Here is a 15,261-nt window from a genome sequence, read left to right as displayed (position 1 = left end):
CTGAAGTCAAGCAGACCGCAGGTTAGAAAAAGGTAAGTGGACGGCTTTACCTTCTCGAAACCGTCTCCCTGATGAAGTTGTCTCTGCCCGGTCAGCCAACCAGACCCAAACGAAGGACAAAGCAATGCGCTCAACTCTCCCTACCCGCAACATCCGTCGAACCGTTGTCAGCTCCGTCGCGGCAGCGGCCGGCGTACTCCTCTTGCTCGGCCTCACCGCCTGCTCGCCCAGCGCCGACACAGCCGGAGAACTGAAGACCGACGACTACGAAACCTCGATCGTCGACTGGCGCCAGAAGATGGACGACTGCATGAAGGAGGCCGGGTTCGATCTGGGAGACCCCAGTACGCCTGTCGACACCTCACAGTTCGATATGGATGCCCTGAATAGGGCCTCCGCCGCCTGCACAACCAAGGTCGGTGAACCTCCGGTCGACCCCAACCAGCCGACCGAGGACGAAATGTTCGACACGCAGCTCGCCTTCGCGAAATGCATGCGTGAAGCCGGCTACGACTACCCCGACCCGGTGAAGGGTTCCGGCGGCATGAGCGCGGCGTTCGGTTCCGACGTCGACCCGAATGTCGTCGACACGTGCTCAGCCACAGCAGAGAAAGAAACCTCCAAATGAGCGCCCCCACTGACACCGCCGACACCGCTCTCGGCAGCGTCGGGCTGGGCAACGACGCCAAGCCGCGCCGCACCAAGCGCGCGCTGTTGCTCAGCGCCGTCGGTCTGGTCGTGGTCTCAGCGGTCGCCGCGGCCATCGTTCTCGTTCAGCCTCCGAATAAGGCCAGCTCTGACCCGAAGCCCGTGAACGTCGAGACCCTGAAGATCAGTCGCGGTGACCTCACTGAATTGGTGCGCGCGCCGGGCACGCTGGGCTACTCGGCTCCCTGCGACCTCGGCACCCCGTTGTCCGGCATTGTCACCGGCTTCCCGCCCGCCGGCACCATCGTCACGACCGGCCATGAGCTCTTTCGTGTCGACAACGTCCCTGTCATCCTGATGCACGGCGATCTACCGGCCTGGCGTGCGTTCAGTATCGGAATGACGGATGGCGCCGACGTGCTGCAACTCGAGAAGAACTTGGCGACTCTCGGCTTCTTCACTCGGGAGCCCGACGAAGAGCTTGCCGAGAGCACGGCCACCGCCATCGAAAAGTGGCAGAAGTCGCTGGGTCTCGAGAAGACAGGCACCATCGAAATCGGACGAATCATGTTCTCCCCCGCCGACGTGCGCATCCAAGCGCCAAAAGCCACAATCGGCGATGCAGCAGGGGCCGCTGTTATCTCGGTCACGGGCGCGGACAAAGAGGTGGAGAGCTATATCGAAACCTCACAACAGTCGCTCGCTCCCCTTGGAACGAAGGTCAAAGTCGCTCTGCCCGGAGGCGCAGAGACCACCGGCACCGTGGTCGCAATCGGCGCCCCCGTCGAAAAGGACGGCACCAACGGCAAAAGCATGAAGATTCCGGTGACCCTCGTGCTCGACGACCCGGCAGCCGCCGAGTCCCTCGACAATGTGTCGGTCAGCATTGTGCTCACGCAGACCAAGCAAAAGGACGCACTTCTCCTGCCAGTTGCCGCTCTCCTGGCTCAACCCGGAGGTGGATTCGCCGTGGAGGTCACGCTGAAGGAACCCTCGAACTCGGGTAAGACCACGAAGGTGGTTCCGGTCGAGCTGGGCGCCTTTGCCGACGGTTTCGTCGCGGTCACCGGCGGCAAGCTCGCAGAGGGCGACACCGTCGTGGTCGCGAAATGAGTGCCGTCATTGTCGAGCTCCAGGGCGTGACCCGCTCATACGGCTCGCCGCCCACCATGGCACTGAACGGCATCGATCTCATCATCGAAGAGGGCGAGATGCTCGCAATCGTCGGACCAAGCGGGTCGGGAAAGTCGACAATGCTCAACATCATCGGTTCACTTGACCGGGCCAGCTCCGGCGAGACGAAGATCGCCGGCAACGACGTGACTCGGATGACCGACGCCGAATTGTCTGCACTGCGCGCCTACACGATCGGCTTCATTTTTCAGCAGTTCCACCTCTCGGACGGGGTCACAGCTCTCGATAACGTGGCGACCGGTCTGCTCTACACCGGGATGCCGCCACACGAGCGCCGCAGCCGCGCCGCAAGCGCTCTCGAACGGGTCGGCCTGGCCGACCGCCTGACTCACCACCCGCGCCAGCTCTCCGGCGGTGAACGCCAACGTGTCGCGATCGCGCGAGCCGTCGTCGGCGAACCACGGTTACTTCTCGCCGATGAGCCCACCGGTAGCCTTGACACGAAATCGGGTGTCGAGGTCATGCATATCCTCGACGATCTGAATCGAGCGGGCACCACGGTCGTCGTGATCACCCATGACCGGGAGCTGGCCGATCGGATGCCACGCCAAGTGCGCATCCGTGACGGCGAGATCATCGCCGATGTGCGAGCCGCATCAAGAGTTGCAGCAGTGGTATCAGCATGAGCCGCCGCACGCGCACCAGCATGCCCCCAGCCCTCCGCTCACGGCTGCGTGCGGGCGACCTCTTTTCGCTCGGCTTTCACGGTCTGCGCGCCCGCCCGATGCGAGCGATCCTCTCGTCGCTTGGCATCGCCATCGGCATTGCCGCGATGATCTCGGTGATCGGCATCTCGACTTCCAGTCAGGCGCTCATCACGGAGAAACTGGCCCACCTCGGCACCAATCTGCTCACCGTGAACGGCGGAACCGACCTGCTCGGCCAGAACGCCCCGCTCTCTCCCGAGGCGACCGCGCTCATCCGTCGAATTCCCGGTGTGCAGCATGCCAGCTCGATTGGCGCCCTCGACAAGGTCTCTGTCTTTCGCAACGCACAGATCGAGCCCTCGCGCACGGGCGGTCTGACCGTCGCCGCGGCGGATCTCGACCTCTTGGAGGCGACAGGATCGACCATCTTGACAGGCACCTGGTTGAACGAGGCGACCGCGCAATTCCCCACCGTCGTGCTCGGACGCACGGCGGCAGAGCGGCTCGGCGTTCAAACCGCCGGCGGGCTGGTCTGGCTCGGCAACCACCAGTTCACCGTAGTGGGCATCCTTGACTCTTCTCCCCTTGTTCCTGAGCTCGACTCGACCGCGTTGATCGGTGAATCGATCGCCAGGCAACTCTTCGACTACGCCGGCAACCCCACCACCATCTACGAGCGGTCCGAGGAGGCACGTGTCTTGGAGGTCAGAAACCTGCTGCCGCCGACCGTCAACCCGGTCTCGCCGAGCGCGGTGAAGGTCAGCCGTCCCTCGGACGCCTTGGCCGCGCAGAACACTGTCGACCAGGCATTCACCGGGCTGCTCGTCGGAGTCGGTTCGATCGCGCTGCTCGTCGGAGGTATCGGAGTGGCCAACACCATGGTCATCTCGGTGCTCGAAAGACGGCATGAGATCGGCCTGCGCCGTTCGCTCGGGGCCACACGACGGCACATCCGGGTGCAATTCCTCTTCGAGGCCATGCTGCTCTCAACCTATGGTGGGCTCGCCGGCACCGCGCTGGGCTGGATCATCACCGCCGTTGCAGCGAAAATCAACGGGTGGGTCGTGGCCATCCCTCCCGACGTGCTCGTCGCCGGAATTGCCGTGACGATCGCGGTCGGCGCAATCGCGGGAGTGGTGCCCGCCGTGCGGGCAGCACGAACCTCGCCCACCGCAGCGCTGAACACCTGAGCCTGCTTGGCCCGGTGGGTTCCCCCGGCAGGAACAGTGCAGCCTCAACAGCTATCTGTGCAAAGGCGCGTAGCGGCGGAGTTTCAGTGCTGGACGCAGGTGGGTGATGGCCCAGCTGGCCAGGCTGCTTGGAGTGGTCGTTAGCTGTGACCGTGGCTGTTCCGGTATGAACCCGTCGTTTTGGGTCACGGACATGCCGAGGATTCCCTCGACGGCCACTGGGCTCAAACCGGCCGCTTGCAGGGCTGCACGTTGTTCGTCGTAGTTGACCTGATGGGCGTCGATCGATATGCCTGTCACGGTCGTCAGGATCGAGGCGGCCTCGGTCCAGCTCAGATCGACAGGACCGTGTATGGCCTGAACTTGCCGGCCCGTCCAGTTGTCGGATAGTAGGCGCACTGTGGCTACGGTGGCTACGTCTTGTGGGTCGACCCAGGACATCGGTCGATCCAGCTGGCCGACGGTTGTGAGTCTTCCGGAGCATAAGGAGTCAAGGTCCATGAGTAGATTGGTCATGAAGTAGCCGCAGCGCAGGTGCAGCAGCCCACTACCGGTTTCCTCCTGCGCTGCATCGAGCTGTTGCTCAACGCGGGCCAGCCCATCTATAAAGCCCGCACCCTGGCGCAGTTCGGCACCGACGCTACTCTGGAATACAACGCGCGGTACCCGGTGCTTTCGGATTGCCGCGGCAAGTCCTTGACCAGTTTGTTCGGCATCGGCGTCAGGATCCCGCAGAGACCAGTCGTCGGGATGGACCCAGAAGACGGCATCGACACCGCTCATTGAGTCAGCCACGTATTCCGCGTCGCGTTGGTCGCCGACTGCTACATCGACAAGATCACGCAAGTCGGGGTCGAGGCGTTCTGGATTGCGCACTAGTAAGCGGGGCCGCACGCCAGCTTGACAAAGCATCCGCACGACGTGCGATCCGACGTGACCGGTTGGAGTGGTGACGGCAATCGTCACGGCAACCTCCTCCTCGTTAGGATACGGACAGGGCCTAATCGCACCCTACCGGATGGGTTCATCGGCAGCGGGCCCCGCAGGCGAAACGGTTGTGGTTGCGCCGGACTTCTCGATTTCGTACGCAAACCGTTCCAGCGCGTCAGCATCCGTGCAGCCCCGACGACATGACACAGTAGCGCAGCAAAGAAGCCCGTACTCGGCCGCAGCAGACGTTAGGCGGCAGACAGAGTGGTGACTGTCGTCGCCGGCAAAACCCGGGTGACAACTCTTTAGCCACCGCATGCGGTCCATTCCGGGCCAAACTGCTGAGGCGCAGAAACAAAAAAACCCCTGAATTTCCGAAGAAAATCAAGGGTTGTATTGCTGGGGTACCTGGACTCGAACCAAGAACAACTGAACCAGAATCAGCCGTGTTGCCAATTACACCATACCCCAATGGCGTTCCCTTACGAGCGCGCCGGTTAGTAACTCTAACCTACCTCTGCAGCCCGAGACAAATTGAGCCATATTTATGATTTGAACCGCATACAGACCAGCAGATGAGGCTATGAATTCAGCCGGACTCATGCCCGTAGAGCCATGCAATTCGGGCGTGTCGGGCGCAGTTAGACCACACCAACAGAATGCCTGGGAGACGACTACAAAGTGCCGATCAAGTCTCGGTTGATCATCGACGCCACGTGGGCACCGAACCCGGCAGCGACCATTAACTGCTCGGGCCCTGGCGGGGTCAGATCGCCGGCCGCATACAGGCCGGTCACTGCAGTTCTGCCATCGTCATCTACAACAACCAGGCCGTCAGCATCCCGTTCAAGACCGGGAGCCGCAATGAAGGCGACCTGAGGGTTCCAGATCGGCCGCACGAAGCCTCCGTCACGCGGAATCACGTCGCCATCTTCGAGCTCAATGCCGGTCATTGCACCGCGCTCCCCCGCCACATCGCGAAGCGGGCGACGCTCTACACGGATGCCACGAGCCAGCAGGCCGCTCTCCTGATCGTCGGTGACCGTGCCGACACCATTGGTGAAGACGATCAGGTCGTCGGTCCACTGTGAGATCAGCAGCGCACGCTCGGCGAGGTCATCCGTTTCGCCAATGAGCGCAAGCGCCTGGCCGGTCTTCTCATAGCCGTCGCACTCGACGCAGCTGTGCAGGTTGGTGCCGTACCAGGCACGAATGCTCGGCAGGGCAGGCAGCGTCTCCGACAGGCCGGTGGCGACAAGCACGACTCGAGCAGTGACATCCGGATTTGCTGCTCCGCGCAGGCCCTTCGTCACGACTGCGAAACGGGGCGACGGGTCATCAAGCGGCAGGTCAGCTGCACCCTCGATCGGCGTCACCGAACGCACCATCCCGCTGTGGAACGATGCTTCGGCGTAGCCTTCGAACTCTTCGCGGCCAATACGACGCAGCTCAAGCGGCGGCACACCGTCGCGCGACACAAAGCCGTGTGAAGCCAGTGTCGCTGCATTGCGTGGACGATTGCTGTCGATGAGGAGCGTGCGACGCCTAGCGCGCACAAGACTTAGTCCGGCGGCGAGCCCCGCAGGGCCCGCACCGATGATGACGACGTCGTACTGCTCGGTCATGCCGGCAGCGTCGCCCCGAGCTTCGCCAGACGAGCGAGCGACTCAGGCTTTCCGAGGATCTCCATGGATTCGAACAGCGGCGGCGACACCCGGCGGCCCGAGATCGCTACGCGCAGCGGACCGAATGCCACGCGGGGCTTCAGCCCGAGGCTCTCGATCAGCGTTTCGGTCAACGCCGTGTGCACACGCTCGTGGGTCCATTCCGATTCCGGAATGTTCTCAAGCGCCGCGGTCGACGCGGCCAGGATCTCTGCAGCATTCGCCGGAAGCGACTTGAGGGCATCCGCTTCGTGAACCAGCGCATCACTTGTCGTGAACAGGAAGCCGAGCATGGCCGGAGCTTCGCCCAGCAGCGCGATGCGCTCCTGCACGAGCGGGGCTGCCTTGCCTAGGATGGTGCGCTGTTCATCGGTGATCGGCTCGCTCAGGATGCCGGCAGCCGCGAGATACGGAATCGTGCGCTCCGCGAAGTCGGCTGTGTCGAGCAAACGGATGTGGTCACCGTTGATCGACTCGGCCTTCTTCAGGTCGAATCGGGCCGGGTTCGGGTTCACGTTGACGACGTCGAACGCTGCAACCATCTCGTCGATGGAGAAGACATCGCGATCGTGCGTGAGCGACCAGCCGAGCAGCGCCAAGTAGTTGACGAGGCCCTCTGGGATGAACCCGCGGTCACGGTGGTGGAACAGGTTCGACTCAGGGTCGCGCTTGGAAAGCTTCTTGTTGCCGTCGCCCATGACGTAGGGCAGGTGGCCGAAGCGCGGCACGAAATCAGTCAGTCCGATGTCGATGAGCGCGTGGTACAGCGCAATCTGACGCGGGGTGGACGACAGCAGGTCTTCGCCACGCAGTACGTGCGTGATGCCCATCAGCGCGTCGTCGACGGGGTTGACGAACGGGTACAGCGGATGTCCGTTGGGGCGCACCACAACGAAGTCGCTGAACGAGCCGGCGGGGAAGGTGATCTCGCCACGAACCAGGTCGTCAAATGAAAGGTCTTCGTCCGGCACGCGCAAGCGCAGTGCCGGCGAGCGGCCCTCTGCACGGTATGCAGTCTTCTGCTCTTCGGTGAGGTCGCGCTCGAAGTTGTCGTAGCCCATCTTCGGGTCGCGGCCGAGCGCGACGTTGCGTGCCTCGATCTCTTCGCCGGTGGCAAAACTTTCGTAAATGTGGCCGGACTCGACCAGCTTCGCGATGACATCGCGGTAGATGTCGTAGCGCTCGGACTGGCGGTACGGCCCGTGGGGTCCGCCGGCGTCAACGCCTTCGTCCCAGTCGAGCTTCAGCCAGCGCAACGCTTCGAGGATCTGGCCGAAGCTTTCCTCACTGTCGCGCGCGGCATCCGTGTCTTCGATGCGGAAGATCATCTTGCCACCGGTGTGCCTCGCGTACGCCCAATTGAACAGGGCGGTACGAATGAGGCCGACGTGCGGCGTTCCGGTCGGCGACGGGCAGAACCGCACGCGCACATCAGTGCCGGTTGCGGTGGAGAATGGGTGTGCAGTGTTCTCAGACATCGGGATCAATTCTAGTTGAGTGCCGCCGGTGAGCGGGCTGATGCTCGTGCCGTCTCTTCTCGGTCTCAACGCCTCGTGGATTCCGCATTCGGGAATACCGTTGAACTATGACCGCCATTACTGAAATGGGCGACTCCTAGACCGATCGCGCGCCGAAGCAGGCCAGTGCATACGTAGACGACGAAGACAACGAACGGAACGAACGCCCAGACCTCGAGCACTACGCCCGGCGGACGACCGGGTTCAGCAGCGTTCCGATTCCGGACACCTCAACCTCGACGACATCGCCGTCAACAATCGGGCCGACGCCTGCCGGAGTTCCGGTGAGGATGACATCACCAGGAAGCAGCGTCCAGACACTCGAGGCGTACGCGACGATGTCGGCAACCGAGTGCACCATGTCACTCAGCTTGCCCGACTGGCGCACCTCGCCGTTGACCCTGGTCTCGATCGTTGCTGTCGCGAAGTCGACATCCGTTTCGAGAACGGGGCCGAGCGGGCAGAACGTATCGAAACCCTTGGCCCTGGCCCACTGGCCGTCGGACTTCTGCAGGTCACGCGCCGTGACGTCGTTGGCGACGGTGTAGCCGAGCACGAAGTCAAGCGCACTCTCAACGCTGACCGACTTCGCGATCTTGCCGATCACAACTGCCAGTTCACCCTCGTGCTCGACCTGCGAGCTCTGCGGCGGCAACACGATATTGTCGTCGGGCCCGACAACTGCGGTGTTCGGCTTCAGGAACAGCAACGGCTCAGCCGGTGCATCCCCGCCCATCTCGGCGGCGTGGTCACGGTAGTTCTTACCGACAGCGACGACCTTCGAGCGGGGAATCACCGGCGCGAGCAGCTTCGCATCCTCCAGCGGAACCCGCGCTCCCGTCGGCTCGAAGCCGGCGAACATCGGATCGCCCTTGAGCACCACGAGGGCATCGTCGTCGATGATGCCAAATGCAATGACGTCGTCGTGGCTGAAGCGTGCGATCTTCATGGGGATCTTCTTTCGTGTGCGGGTAGTGCTGGTTATGCGGGTATTGCAGTGCGCTTATAGCAGTGCGGTTAGCGGCGTGAGCCTAGGCGTCAAGCCTGGTCAGCCAGCCGTGACGGTCGGGCAGGCGGCCGTACTGGATGTCGGTCAGCTCCTGGCGCAGTGCCAGCGTGATCTCACCGGCGGGTGCGTCGGCATCCCCGATTTCGAGGTTGGCGTTCTTCAGCTGGGCGATGGGCGTGATCACAGCGGCTGTGCCGCAGGCGAACACCTCGGTGATCGCACCGGATGCCACCTCGTCGCGCCACTCGTCGATGCTCACGTCGCGCTCTTCAACCGTCATACCGCGGTCACGAGCCAGCTGCAGGATGCTGTCGCGGGTAACACCCTCAAGGATGCTGCCCGTCAGGCGCGGCGTCACAAGCGTGTTGGCTTCGCCGAACACGAAGAACACGTTCATGCCACCGAGCTCGTCAACGTGGCTGCCGGTTTCTGCATCGAGGAACAGCACCTGGGCGCAGCCGTTTTCGTATGCCTCCATCTGGGGCAGCAGCGACGAGGCGTAGTTGCCACCGCACTTGGCCGCACCGGTACCACCACGGCCTGCGCGGGAGTACTCGGTGGTCAGCCAGATCTTGACCGGCGCAACGCCGTCGGCGAAGTACGCGCCAGCCGGGCTGGCGATCACGTAGAACGCGGCAGCCTGAGCCGCTCGCACACCGAGGAAGTTCTCGTTGGCGATCATGAATGGGCGCAGGTAGAGGCTCGATTCAGGAGTGCTCGGCACCCAACTGCTGTCGATCTGCACCAGCTGTTTAACCGACTCGATGAAATCCTCGACCGAGAGCTCCGGAAGAGCGAGACGACGGGCAGAGCGCTGCAGACGCTCGGCGTTCTTCGCGGGACGGAACGTCCAGATCGATCCGTCCTCGTGGCGATACGCCTTCAGCCCCTCGAAGATCTCCTGCGCGTAGTGCAGCACAGCGGATGCCGGATCGAGCTGAAGCGGGCCGTACGCGCCGACACGGGCGTCATGCCATCCGCCGTCGATCGTCCAGTCGATCGTCACCATGTGGTCGGTGAAGTGCTTACCAAAGCCAGGATCAGCGAGGATCGCTTCGCGCTCGGCCTCGGCGCGCACATCGGGCGATGGAGTAAGGGCGAAGTGGAGTGGGTACGTGGTGGAATCTGTCTGGCTCATGTGAGTCCCAATCTGTCAGGCGAAAAACAGGAGAGTTCTATGCGGGTTCGGTGAGACGACGCACGATCGAATCGCCGATATCGGCGGTACCGCGCGGCCCCGCCTGAATGCCGTTCCCGGCACGGTCTGCAATGTCAGCGGTCACAGCTGCACTCACTCGTGCTGCGGCATCCGCAAGTCCCAGGTGATCAAGCAGAAGCGCGACCGACAGAATTGCTGCCGTCGGATCGGCCAGCTGCTTGCCCGCGATGTCTGGCGCCGAACCATGGACCGGCTCAAACATGCTGGGGAAGCGACCGCTGGGGTTGATATTTCCGGAGGCCGCGAGACCGATGCCTCCGCTGATTGCGGCTGCCAGATCGGTGAGAATGTCGCCGAAGAGGTTGTCCGTGACGATGACGTCAAATCTACTCGGATTTGTGACAAGAAAAATCGTTGCAGCGTCAACGTGCAGGTAATCGACGGTTACGTCGGGAAACTCGAACGCGATCGCGTTGACTGTGCGCTGCCACAGGCTACCGGCGAAGACCAGCACATTGGTCTTGTGCACGAGGGTGAGCGTCTTGCGCGGGCGAGCGTTCGCAACCTCGAAGGCGTGGCGCACAACGCGCTCGACTCCGAAGCCGGTGTTCACCGAGACCTCGTTGGCCACCTCGTGCGGGGTGCCCTGGCGGATAGCTCCGCCGTTGCCGACGTACGGGCCTTCTGTGCCTTCGCGCACGACGATGAAGTCGACGTTTCCGGGAGCCGCGAGCGGGCTGGCCACGCCGGGGAAGAGAACGCTGGGGCGAAGGTTCACATAGTGATCGAGCGAGAAGCGCAGCTTGAGCAGGAGGCCACGTTCAATGTTTGCGTTGAGCAGGCGCGGGTCACCAGGCTGCCCGCCGACGGCACCGAGCAGGATCGCATCGTGCTCTGCGATCGCGGTGAGGTCGGCATCGGTCAGCACGTCGCCCGTCTCCAGGAATCGTGTAGCCCCGAGCGAAAAGTGCGTCTTGTCGAATGTGACGTCTTCCCCGCTTGTGGCAGCGTCCAAAACCTTAATGGCTTCAGCGATTACCTCTGGACCGATCCCGTCTCCGGGAATGACAGCGAGCTTGATTTGACGCGACATGGGGCTCCGTGTGTCTGTGAATGATCTGTACAACAACTGTACTGTGACAGATCAGCACTCCACGCGAAGCCCCATGTGGTGCGGCCGAGAATACGGCCTGACGTTAGTCGGTCAGGTCGATTTCAACCATGACGGTTGCGTCGATCGCGTCGCGAACTGATGCCAGCAGGCCGGCCGGAACCGGTGAGTCGACGGTCAGCACGCTGAGTGCAGTTCCACCAGCCTCGTGGCGGGCAATCTGCATGCCGGCGATGTTGATCTCGGCATCGCCGAATTCGCGGCCGTAGACGGCAACGATGCCGGGACGGTCTGTGTACAGCATCACGATGAGGTGCTTGGCGAACGGGACCTCGACCTCGTAGCCGTTGATTTCAACGATCTTCTCGGTCTGCTTGGTGCCGATGAGCGTGCCGGATACCGACACCTGCGAACCGTCAGCCAGCGCGCCGCGAAGCGTCAGAACGTTGCGGTACTCGGGCGACTCTGCGTCGGTGATCAGGCGGACATTGATGCCACGCTGCTCGGCGAGCAGAGGTGCGTTGACATACGAGACGGTCTCGCTGACGACGTTGGTAAAGATTCCCTTGAGGGCGGCAAGCTTCAGCACGCTCACGTCGTATTCGACGAGTTCGCCGCGAACCTCGATGTCGACGCTGGTCAGTGGGCTGTGACCGGCGAGGCCGGAGAAGACCTGGCCGAGCTTTTCGAGCAGCGGGATGCCGGGGCGGACGTACGGGTCGATGACGCCGCCTGCGACGTTGACGGCATCCGGAACGAGCTCGCCTGACAGCGCGAGACGAACTGACTTGGCGACGGAAACGCCGGCCTTCTCCTGCGCCTCGTCGGTTGATGCGCCGAGGTGCGGCGTCGTGATGATGTTCGGCAGACCGAGCAGCGGTGAGCCGACAGGCGGTTCGTTCACAAACACGTCGAGTCCGGCACCAGCGATGGTGCCCGTGGTGAGTGCGTCGTACAGCGCATCCTCATCGATCAGGCCGCCGCGAGCCACGTTGACAATGAACGCGCTCGGCTTCATCAGCTTGAACTGCTCAGCACCGATCATGCCGGTGGTCTCCGGCGTCTTCGGCATGTGGATGGTAATGAAGTCTGAACGCTCGAGCAGTTCTTCGAGGCTGACCGGCGTGACGCCGAGCTGCTGGGCGCGTGCCGACGTGATGTAGGGGTCGTACGCGATCACGTTGGTGCCGAATGCCTGCATACGGGCCGTGATGAGCGCACCGATGCGGCCGAGGCCGATGATGCCGATCGTCTTTTCGTAAAGCTCGACGCCGGTGTACTTGGAGCGCTTCCACTGCCCCTCAGCGAGGGCACCGTGAGCGGCCGGGATGTGACGGGCCAGGCTCAGGATGTGGCCGACGGTCAGCTCTGCGGCCGAGATGATGTTGGATGTCGGTGCGTTGACCACCATGACACCGGCCGCGGTTGCTGCCTTGATGTCAACGTTGTCGAGTCCGACTCCTGCACGGGCGATGACCTTAAGCTTGGGCGCCGCGGCGATTGCTTCAGCATCGACCTTGGTTGCAGATCGCACCAGGATGGCGTCCGCTGTGGCCAGCTCGGACAAGAGAGCCGCACGATCGGTGCCGTCTACGTTCCTGACTTCGAAATCAGGACCGAGCGCATCGACGGTGGCGGGTGAAAGTTCTTCGGCGATCAATACAACTGGCTTCGACACTAAAGTGGTTCCTTCGATTGCGAACAGACAGGAGCTTGCGCCACACCAATGGGGCGCCAGATAATGCAACTCTACCGGCTGCTCAGATGAGCAGAAGAACTGTGACAGCCTGACCAACTGCGGCGCAGTCTGCTGCAGATCAGAACTTTCCAACGTGAGGATCTCCCGGAATGAAACGACACCTGCGTTGGAGAAACGGGCGGCTCTACCAGGATCAGATCACCGCTCGTGAAACTGCTCAGCTTCTGCAGAACCGCCAGAGCGAGCTGGGATGGAACGCTGCCGGCGCACTGCGCGCTTCTCTTCTGCGGCGCGAAGTTCCTCCCACAGTTCAGATGTGGGACGTGGTGCCTGAGCCCGGCGAGGTCTTCTTCTTCGACGTACCTGTCGAGTATGAGAGGTACTACGGCCAGGATGTGGCTTACAACAGCGGTGGCGGGTTCTTCATCGGCCCTCCTGCGTTCGTCGTTGCTGGTTTGGCCGTCAACAGCATGGCCAACGCAGCCCGCCGCCGCAATGCGGAGGCGGCAGCCCGCTCGCAATGGCGCGAGTGGCAGCAGGTCCGCCTACTTGTCACGAACCACCGGCTGATCTGCCTCGCGAACGGTCAGTGGATGAGCTTCCACTACTCGGCGATGACCGCTGTCTATCCAGAGGTTCGTGAGTGGGCTCTTGTCTGCGAGTTCGGTGTCATGTCTCCCCCACTACGCATTCGCGGGACGAATGCTCCGATAGCGGCAGTGATGACCGTTTTCGGCACGCGCGGACTCGAGGCCGTGGCACAGCATCCGAGCCTGCAATCGCTCGGAGCCTAGACGGCCTGGACGGACTAGACGGCCTGGACGGACTAGACGGACTAGACGGACTAGACGGACTAGACGGACTAGACGATCAGGCGGCCGAAACTGAATACGACAAGGATGTCGAGTGAGAGCGCAGCGACCAGGCAGAGCCCGACGAACAACATGAGGGCCTGCACGAGAGCAGTGCGCTTGCGGCCCATCCAGAATGCCAGCGCGAACACGAGCACCGGCATCAGGACGCCCACGATCAGCACCGTCCACCCGAACGCTGATACTTGGGTGTCGAGTTGTTGTGCAGTCATGTTCACGCCAACCAGATTGCCGACGCCCTCCCACGCGTCATACGCGTAGAAGAGGCCGAACACGACGGCCAGGGTCGCAGAGAGCCAGAGCGGCGCCGGGACGACCTTGGCTGTGTCCGTGGTGTCTGCAGGCACTACCGCGTCGCTCATGAGGTGACTCCTACGCCGAAGATGAAGGGGAACGGTGCGAGCAGGATCAAACCCAGGAACAGCCACAGCAGGCGAAGCCTCGGCCTCGTGGTCGTCAGCCAATAAACGGATGCGAACCAGACAAGCGGTGAGGCGATGGCCAGCCAGGCGCCGAGCGAGAACATGAACTCACCGACGGGGTCGCTGATGGGGTTGCCGATGCGGTTCGTGCCGATGTACCAGCCCACGATGTAGAGCAGGTAGATACCGGCGAAGATTCCCATGCCGACCAGAGCAATCGATGATTGAGTGGCGGGGGCACCGTCGTGGGTTACTGGTGTGGTCGCTTCATCCGCCGCATCCGTCCCTACCGCTCCCGGCTTGCCAACCGTCGTCCAACCGTCGGGAAGCTCTGTCGTCTCGGCCCCTGAATCGCTGCCGCTCGACACTCGCCCGGGTTGTCCGACGACGAGGGTTGCATCGTCGTCACCGGCCCAGTTCAGGGCATCGTCGTCTCGCTCAGAACTCATGCCTCAACAGTACTGCGCGCCGCTTCCACCGCGGCGGCCACCAGCGCGGAATCGGTCACGTCGTATGCTGCTGCTCCCCCACCAGGGCCGCTCGGCCCCGCGGTGTCGACGACGCGCCTCGCCGACAGGTGTACAGCGTCAACTCCCGCCTCGATCAGTGCACGGATGCCACCGATCGTGACGCCACCTCCGGCCATGATCTGGATGCGGCCGGCTGCGCGCTCGACCATTGCAGCGAGCACCTCGACACCGTCGAGGCTCTGAGCTGCTCCGCCTGAGCTCAGCACACGATCGACTTTGAGGTCGATCAGCGTGTCGAGCGCGGCGAGCGGGTCTCCCCCCGCATCGATTGCACGGTGATAGGTGACGTTGATTCCTTCGGCTGCCGCGATGAACTCGCGAGTGGCGACGACGTCGACGAGATTGTCAGGTGTCAGCGCACCGATCACGATTCCGCCAGCGCCGGCACGCTGTGCCGCCCGGATGTCGCGCACCGTGGTGTCGATCTCGCTCGGCGAGTAGACGAAGCCGCCGGCCCGGGGCCGCACGAGAACATGCACGAATCCTGACTGCCCCATCGAGTCAGCCGCTTCAACGGCGGACTCGATGGTACCGATCGACGGGGTCAGTCCGCCGACGCCCAATGCACTGCAGAGTTCGACGCGATCAGCGCCACCTCTGAGGGCAATGCAGAGCCCATCGACATCCTGGACTGCGATTTCAACGGCGGGTGTACGAGACTGCATTGCT

Annotated in this window: 15 protein-coding genes and 1 tRNA gene; 5 read left to right on the top strand and 11 right to left on the bottom strand. The window is 62.8% G+C overall.

Translation table 11 applies throughout. The features are described 5' to 3' along the window. The first annotated feature begins 124 nt into the window (after positions 1-124). The 4 genes from ACMT3I_RS03555 to ACMT3I_RS03540 are packed head-to-tail and all read left to right on the top strand — an operon-like array spanning position 125 to position 3,679. Positions 125-628 (top strand): hypothetical protein, encoded by a 504-nt coding sequence (locus ACMT3I_RS03555; RefSeq protein WP_414803054.1) that lies wholly within the window; start codon positions 125-127, stop codon positions 626-628. Next, a complete protein-coding gene (locus ACMT3I_RS03550) occupies positions 625-1,761 on the top strand; it encodes a peptidoglycan-binding protein (protein WP_414803053.1) in 1,137 nt (378 codons plus the stop codon). Before ACMT3I_RS03555 ends, ACMT3I_RS03550 begins: the two co-directional genes overlap by 4 nt. Beyond that, on the top strand, positions 1,758-2,468 hold the full coding sequence (locus tag ACMT3I_RS03545; RefSeq protein ID WP_414803052.1) for an ABC transporter ATP-binding protein: 711 nt from the start codon (positions 1,758-1,760) through the stop codon (positions 2,466-2,468). The genes ACMT3I_RS03550 and ACMT3I_RS03545 overlap by 4 nt, the downstream gene beginning before the upstream one ends. Continuing rightward, positions 2,465-3,679, top strand: coding sequence for an ABC transporter permease (locus tag ACMT3I_RS03540; RefSeq protein ID WP_414803051.1), 1,215 nt, complete (start codon positions 2,465-2,467; stop codon positions 3,677-3,679). The genes ACMT3I_RS03545 and ACMT3I_RS03540 overlap by 4 nt, the downstream gene beginning before the upstream one ends. Positions 3,680-3,730: 51 nt before the next feature. Here ACMT3I_RS03540 and ACMT3I_RS03535 read toward each other — a convergent pair whose 3' ends face one another. The 8 genes from ACMT3I_RS03535 to serA all read right to left on the bottom strand — a co-directional run bounded on the left by ACMT3I_RS03535 (position 3,731) and on the right by serA (position 12,747). After that, positions 3,731-4,645, bottom strand: coding sequence for an NAD(P)H-binding protein (locus ACMT3I_RS03535; protein WP_414803050.1), 915 nt, complete (start codon positions 4,643-4,645; stop codon positions 3,731-3,733). 363 nt (positions 4,646-5,008) lie between these two features. Then, positions 5,009-5,080: transfer RNA gene (locus ACMT3I_RS03530), tRNA-Gln, on the bottom strand. A 203-nt stretch (positions 5,081-5,283) separates the two neighbouring features. Then, positions 5,284-6,234, bottom strand: a complete 951-nt coding sequence (locus ACMT3I_RS03525) for an NAD(P)/FAD-dependent oxidoreductase (protein ID WP_414803049.1) — start codon at positions 6,232-6,234, stop codon at positions 5,284-5,286. Beyond that, the gene (gltX, locus tag ACMT3I_RS03520) at positions 6,231-7,751 is read right to left on the bottom strand and encodes a glutamate--tRNA ligase (protein ID WP_414803048.1); all 1,521 of its coding nucleotides are present in this window, start codon (positions 7,749-7,751) and stop codon (positions 6,231-6,233) included. Before gltX ends, ACMT3I_RS03525 begins: the two co-directional genes overlap by 4 nt. Before the next feature lie 220 nt (positions 7,752-7,971). Then, complete coding sequence (locus tag ACMT3I_RS03515) at positions 7,972-8,739, bottom strand: fumarylacetoacetate hydrolase family protein (RefSeq protein ID WP_414803047.1); 768 nt, start codon at positions 8,737-8,739, stop codon at positions 7,972-7,974. An 82-nt stretch (positions 8,740-8,821) separates the two neighbouring features. Continuing rightward, positions 8,822-9,937 (bottom strand): branched-chain amino acid aminotransferase, encoded by a 1,116-nt coding sequence (locus ACMT3I_RS03510; RefSeq protein WP_414803046.1) that lies wholly within the window; start codon positions 9,935-9,937, stop codon positions 8,822-8,824. A 37-nt stretch (positions 9,938-9,974) separates the two neighbouring features. Then, positions 9,975-11,051 (bottom strand): 3-isopropylmalate dehydrogenase, encoded by a 1,077-nt coding sequence (locus ACMT3I_RS03505; RefSeq protein ID WP_414803045.1) that lies wholly within the window; start codon positions 11,049-11,051, stop codon positions 9,975-9,977. Positions 11,052-11,154: 103 nt separating this feature from the next. Next, positions 11,155-12,747 (bottom strand): phosphoglycerate dehydrogenase, encoded by a 1,593-nt coding sequence (gene serA, locus ACMT3I_RS03500; protein WP_414803044.1) that lies wholly within the window; start codon positions 12,745-12,747, stop codon positions 11,155-11,157. Between the two features lie 170 nt (positions 12,748-12,917). On the opposite strand from serA, the gene ACMT3I_RS03495 reads away from it, so the two are divergent. Continuing rightward, positions 12,918-13,562 carry a hypothetical protein gene (locus tag ACMT3I_RS03495; protein WP_414803043.1) on the top strand — a complete coding sequence of 215 codons (645 nt, stop codon included), beginning with the start codon at positions 12,918-12,920 and terminating at the stop codon, positions 13,560-13,562. A 68-nt stretch (positions 13,563-13,630) separates the two neighbouring features. Here ACMT3I_RS03495 and ACMT3I_RS03490 read toward each other — a convergent pair whose 3' ends face one another. The 3 genes from ACMT3I_RS03490 to ACMT3I_RS03480 are packed head-to-tail and all read right to left on the bottom strand — an operon-like array spanning position 13,631 to position 15,257. Next, positions 13,631-14,002, bottom strand: coding sequence for a bacitracin resistance protein (locus ACMT3I_RS03490; protein WP_414803042.1), 372 nt, complete (start codon positions 14,000-14,002; stop codon positions 13,631-13,633). After that, a complete protein-coding gene (locus ACMT3I_RS03485) occupies positions 13,999-14,511 on the bottom strand; it encodes a DNA polymerase III subunit gamma/tau (RefSeq protein WP_414803041.1) in 513 nt (170 codons plus the stop codon). The genes ACMT3I_RS03490 and ACMT3I_RS03485 overlap by 4 nt, the downstream gene beginning before the upstream one ends. Continuing rightward, a complete protein-coding gene (locus tag ACMT3I_RS03480; protein ID WP_414803040.1) occupies positions 14,508-15,257 on the bottom strand; it encodes a copper homeostasis protein CutC in 750 nt (249 codons plus the stop codon). Before ACMT3I_RS03480 ends, ACMT3I_RS03485 begins: the two co-directional genes overlap by 4 nt. Positions 15,258-15,261: the final 4 nt, after the last annotated feature.

Source organism: Leifsonia sp. A12D58, assembly GCF_047530025.1.
Lineage (GTDB): Bacteria > Actinomycetota > Actinomycetes > Actinomycetales > Microbacteriaceae > Cryobacterium.
This window is presented reverse-complemented; position numbering and strand designations above follow the sequence as displayed.